Annotated in this window: 1 protein-coding gene; it reads left to right on the forward strand. The window is 69.0% G+C overall.

The genetic code is table 11. The annotated features are described in order from the left end of the window. Positions 1 to 210: 210 nt before the first annotated feature. The coding region (locus WDW90_RS37855; protein WP_336492838.1) for a hypothetical protein at positions 211 to 617 on the forward strand (407 nt) is incomplete at its 3' end.

Here is a 617-nt window from a genome sequence, read left to right on the forward strand (position 1 = left end):
GCTGCACCTGCCGCGGGAGATGACGGACATCCGACAACCGCCTTGAACAAACTTCGCCGGGTGTCCTCTCGGATCAAGCGATGTTGTCCAAGTGGTAATACGATCCAATCGGCCAAGATGTAGGAGCCGAGCGGACCTCTGTCCGGCCACACCGGCCAGGTCCGACGCGCCTCACCTCGGCATGGTGTTCTCCGGCGAGGAGACAATGTCATGAAGGCTCTCCTGATTGCATCCGCGGCCTTCGCCGCCCTGATCCTGACCAGCGTGACAGCAGACGCGCGCGGCTTCCGTGGCGGCGGAGGCGGCTTCCGAGGCGGGGGCGGCTTCCATGGCGGCGGCTTCCGGGGTGGCGGCTTCCGGGGCGGCGGGTTCCACGGCGTCCGGGCGGGCGGGTTCCGCGGATATGGCGGTCGGGTGGCCGGCGGCTATCGCGGTGGATACGGACGGGTCGGGCGCTACGGCTACGGATATGGTCGCTACGGCGGCTACGGGTATCGTCCTTACGGCTACGGCCTCGGTGCGGCGGCGGTTGGTGCGGCGGCCGTCGGCGCCTACGGCGCCACCTATGGCGGCTGCGGGCCATACGCCTACTACGACCGATACGCAGGCGGCTGCCG

It is taken from the genome of Methylobacterium nigriterrae, assembly GCF_037106235.1.
GTDB lineage: Bacteria > Pseudomonadota > Alphaproteobacteria > Rhizobiales > Beijerinckiaceae > Methylobacterium > Methylobacterium nigriterrae.